5 protein-coding genes are annotated in these 4,151 nt (G+C 71.8%); 3 read left to right on the top strand and 2 right to left on the bottom strand.

The window, feature by feature from the left end; genetic code table 11:
* Positions 1 to 87 precede the first annotated feature (87 nt).
* Positions 88 to 1,182: a succinyldiaminopimelate transaminase gene (gene dapC / locus ACFWI9_RS20065; RefSeq protein WP_387163782.1), complete on the bottom strand. Its 1,095-nt coding sequence runs from the start codon at positions 1,180 to 1,182 to the stop codon at positions 88 to 90.
* A 97-nt stretch (positions 1,183 to 1,279) separates the two neighbouring features.
* Positions 1,280 to 1,600: a ferredoxin gene (gene fdxA / locus ACFWI9_RS20060; protein ID WP_010474859.1), complete on the bottom strand. Its 321-nt coding sequence runs from the start codon at positions 1,598 to 1,600 to the stop codon at positions 1,280 to 1,282.
* 139 nt (positions 1,601 to 1,739) lie between these two features.
* On the opposite strand from fdxA, the gene ACFWI9_RS20055 reads away from it, so the two are divergent.
* The 3 genes from ACFWI9_RS20055 to ACFWI9_RS20045 all read left to right on the top strand — a co-directional run bounded on the left by ACFWI9_RS20055 (position 1,740) and on the right by ACFWI9_RS20045 (position 4,136).
* Positions 1,740 to 2,777: a GNAT family N-acetyltransferase gene (locus tag ACFWI9_RS20055; protein WP_387163779.1), complete on the top strand. Its 1,038-nt coding sequence runs from the start codon at positions 1,740 to 1,742 to the stop codon at positions 2,775 to 2,777.
* 26 nt (positions 2,778 to 2,803) lie between these two features.
* Positions 2,804 to 3,643 (top strand): tetratricopeptide repeat protein, encoded by an 840-nt coding sequence (locus ACFWI9_RS20050; protein WP_387163777.1) that lies wholly within the window; start codon positions 2,804 to 2,806, stop codon positions 3,641 to 3,643.
* 142 nt (positions 3,644 to 3,785) lie between these two features.
* On the top strand, positions 3,786 to 4,136 hold the full coding sequence (locus tag ACFWI9_RS20045) for an NTP pyrophosphohydrolase (protein ID WP_387163775.1): 351 nt from the start codon (positions 3,786 to 3,788) through the stop codon (positions 4,134 to 4,136).
* Positions 4,137 to 4,151 lie beyond the last annotated feature (15 nt).

The following is a 4,151-nucleotide window of genomic DNA, read 5'->3' as shown; positions in this document are numbered from 1 at the left end:
GAGCACACGTGCTCCACGGGGCACCTTCCGTATGCCGCACGCCTCGCCGCGGCCTCGCCGGTTCACGGCCTCGCGGCTCTCGCGGCCTCAGCCCAGCCGCTTGACCGCCGCCTCGACGCGCTCGTCCGTCGCCGTCAAGGCGACCCGCACGAAGCGCTCCCCGGCGGCCCCGTAGAAGTCCCCTGGCGCCACCAGAATCCCCAGCTCGGCCAGGTAGGCGACGGTGTCCCAGCAGGTTTCGTCGCGGGTCGCCCACAGATAGAGGCTGGCTTCGCTGTGCTCGATCCGGAAGCCGTGCCCCAGCAGTGCCTCACGCAGCGCCGAACGCCGGGCCGCGTACCGCGCCCGCTGCTCGCCGACATGCGTGTCGTCGCCGAGCGCCGCGACGGTCGCCGCCTGTACCGGCGCGGGCGTCATCATGCCGCCGTGCTTGCGGATCCCCAGCAGCTCGCCGAGCACCGCCGCGTCACCGGCGATGAACGCGGCCCGGTAGCCCGCCAGGTTCGAGCGCTTGGACAACGAGTGGACGGAGACAACGCCCTCGTACGTACCTCCGCAGACGTCCGGATGCAGCACGGACACCGGTTCGGTCTCCCAGCCCAGCTCCAGGTAGCACTCGTCGCTGAACACCAGCACACCGTGCTCGCGCGCCCAGGCCACAATCCGGGTCAGCTCGCCCTTGGGCAGCACCCGGCCGGTCGGGTTCGACGGCGAGTTCAGCCACAGCAGCTTCAGCCCGGCCGGATCCAGCTTCGTGGGATCGTCGTAGACCACGGGCGTGGCGCCGCACAGCCTGGCCCCGACCTCGTACGTCGGATAGGCCAGCCTCGGGTACGCGACCGTGTCACCGGCGCCCAGACCGAGCTGAGTCGGCAGCCAGGCGACCAGCTCCTTGGACCCCACCACCGGAAGTACGTTCGAGTGAGTGAACGACACCGCGCCGAGCCGCCGTTCGCACCAGCCCACCAGGGCGTCGCGCAGGGCCGCCGTGCCCCACACCGTCGGATAGCCGGGCGAGTCGGCGGCGGCGATCAGGGCCTGCTGGACGATGGCCGGAACCGGGTCGACGGGCGTGCCGACGGAGAGGTCGACGATGCCGTCGGGATGGGCGGCGGCGGTCGCCTTGTACGGCTCCAGCTTGTCCCAGGGGAATGCGGGGAGACGCGAGGAGACTGCGGACACGGTGCTCACTTTCTCGATCTCGTACTCGCACAGAGGTGCGACGCAAACGCCGCGGTCCCGTACGGCGGACGCACCGTACGGGACCGTGATCGCACTATCAGCCGTTCTGCGGCGGCAGGGCGGCGATGAAGGGGTGGTCGCGCTCGATCAGACCCAGCTTGGAGGCGCCCCCGGGCGAACCGAGCTCGTCGAAGAACTCGACGTTCGCCTTGTAGTAGTCCTTCCACTCCTCCGGAGTGTCGTCCTCGTAGAAGATCGCCTCGACCGGGCAGACCGGCTCGCAGGCACCGCAGTCGACGCATTCGTCCGGGTGGATGTACAAGGACCGCTGGCCCTCGTAGATGCAGTCGACGGGGCACTCCTCGATGCACGCCTTGTCCTTGACGTCGACACAAGGCTGCGCAATGACGTAGGTCACGCTGTCGTTCCTCCTCGGTAGGGCGCGGCGTCCGTTCTGCGGCTCGCCGCGGGGCTGCGCGGGAGCGCGGCGTCGTCGATGCCCGCACCTAGTATCTCCGTTCCTGGGGATGATCCGAACAGGAGGGGCGGACGGAGCTGTGGAATTCACTGCGAGCGGACGGTGGGAGGTCCGAATCACCCCTCTTGACGTGGGAAAACGAGTATCTGTACGAAGGCTCGACGAGGCCGGTGGTGTCGGCGGGACGTTCACGGACGCGGTCGGGGTTCTCACATCCTGGGACGAGGGTGTGCTGGTGATCACAAGAAGGACCGGGGAGATCGTCCGAATCCCGGAATCCTCACTGGTCGCGGGCAAGGTCGTCCCGTCGGTTCCGGCGCGCCGGCGAGGACTCCCGGCAGCGTCGTTCGACGAGCTTGCGCGGATCTCGGCGCGGGCTTGGCAGCCGGTCGAGAGCGAGCCGCTCGGCGAGTGGCTGCTGCGGGCGGCCTCGGGGTTCACCCGGCGGGCGAACTCGGTACTGCCGCTGGGTGATCCGGGTATGCCGCTGGATGCCGCGCTGGACCGCGTGAGGGCCTGGTACGGGGCACGGGAGCTACCCGCCTTCATACAGCCGGCGACGGGCGGCGAGGGTACCCAGGAGGCGCTCTGCGCGGAGCTGGAGCGGCGCGGCTGGGAGCGCGAGGTGACGACGGAGCTGCGGGTGGGTGGTCTCGCGGCGGTCGGCGACCTGGACGCCGACGTGTCCCGGGTACGGCTCGACCGGTCCGTGGACGGGGACTGGCTGCGCCGCTACCAGCGGTCCAGTGGTCCCGGGGTTTCCGGGCCCCATGTACGGGCGGTGCTGTCCAGTGGGCCTTCGGTGTGGTTCGCCACCGTGCCCGGGGCGTCCGGCGAGCCCGGGGGGCCGGCGGCCATCGGCCGCTGTGTGGTCGACGGACGCTGGGCGGGCTTCATGGCGGTGGAGGTCGACCCGGCCCGCCGCAGACAGGGACTGGCGACTGCCGTGATGGCGGCGCTGGCGCGCCGGGCACTGGAAGAGGGCGCTTCGGCGGCCTGGCTCCAGGTCGAGTCGGACAACGACGCCGCCCGCGCGATGTACGAGGGGATGGGCTTCGCGACCCATCACCACTACCACCACTTCCGGGACACCACCGGGATCTCCGAGCACTCCTGATCTTCCTGAACGGGTACGAGACGCATATGCACCCGCCACCGCCCGAGGCCAACCCGTGGCGCAGCCGGTTCGCCGAGGAGGCACGTTCCGAGCGGCCGGATCTCGCGACGCTGTGCCTGCTCGTCGGGGCCGAGGCGGACCCGGCGCTGGACGAGACCGGTCTGGACGCGGCACAGATCGAGCTCGACCGGCTCGCGGGACTGCTGCCGTACGGCATCCGGGGTCCGGAGGCATGGGTGGCGGCACTGGCCTCGCTGCTGGGCGAGCGCTGCGGCTTCCACGGCACCCCGGGCTGCTACCAGCGTCTGGAATCCTCGCTGCTGCCCGAGGTCCTGCGCCGCCGCCGGGGGCTGCCGATCCTGCTCTCCGTCGTCTGGCTCGAGGTCGCCCGCCGCGCGGGCGCACCGGCGTACGGGGTCGCCCTGCCGGGCCACTTCGTGGTCGGCTTCGGCGACCCGTCCGAGCCGGTGCTCGCCGACCCTTTCGCGGGCGGCCGGCTGCTCACCGGCGCGGACGCCGAGCTGCTGGTCGCCGGCGCGACCGGCGAACCGCTCGACTCCTCGATGCTGGTCCCGGCCGGGCCGCTGGAGATCGTACTGCGCGTCCTCAACAACATCCGCGCCTGGTCCGCCACCCGTCCGGAGCGCTCGGACGTGGCCCTCTGGGCCGTCGAGCTCTCGCTGCTGCTTCCTTCGCACCCGGCCCGCCTGCGCTTCGAGCGCGCCCAACTGCTCGTCCAGCGCGGCGACTTCCTCACGGGCGCGGCGGAGATGGACGCGTACGCGGATATCGTCTCCGCGGTGGAGCCCGCCACGGCGGAGACGATCAGGCAACGGGCGAACGCGGCACGGTCCCTGCTGAACTGAGGTCTTGACGCCCTACCGGGCGGCCCGTCCACCGGTGGCCCGACCCGCAGAGCGCCCACCGTCCCCGCCGCCGGGTTCGCCCGCCCGCTGAGCGCGTGCCCTGCGCCGCGCCCTCGACGCTCGGGCCCGGTAATGTCCCCTTGTGGCGGTGCTGATCGTGGACGGGGCGAACGTGGTGGGCTCGGTGCCCGACGGCTGGTGGAAGGACCGCCGTGGTGCCGCCGAGCGGCTGCGTGACCAGTTGGCGTCGAGGGCCGGGGACGACGAGATCATCCTGGTGGTCGAGGGCGCCGCGCGGGGTGTCGGGTCCGTGCCCGGGGTGCGGGTGGACTCGGCGACCGGCAGCGGAGACGACCTGATCGTGGAACTGGCAGCCCTGTACAGCGGACAGGACTGCGTGGTGGTCACGGCCGACCGCGCGCTGTGCGAACGGGTACGGGCACTCGGAGCCCGGTGCGCGGGGCCGAGGACGGTACGCCCGGCGGAGCGGTGAGACCCGGGGTGCCGC

The organism is Streptomyces sp. NPDC127084, assembly GCF_042724175.1.
In the GTDB taxonomy this organism is placed as follows: Bacteria; Actinomycetota; Actinomycetes; order Streptomycetales; family Streptomycetaceae; genus Streptomyces.
Note: the sequence above shows the minus strand (reverse complement) of the source record. Positions and strands in the feature narration are given on the sequence as shown.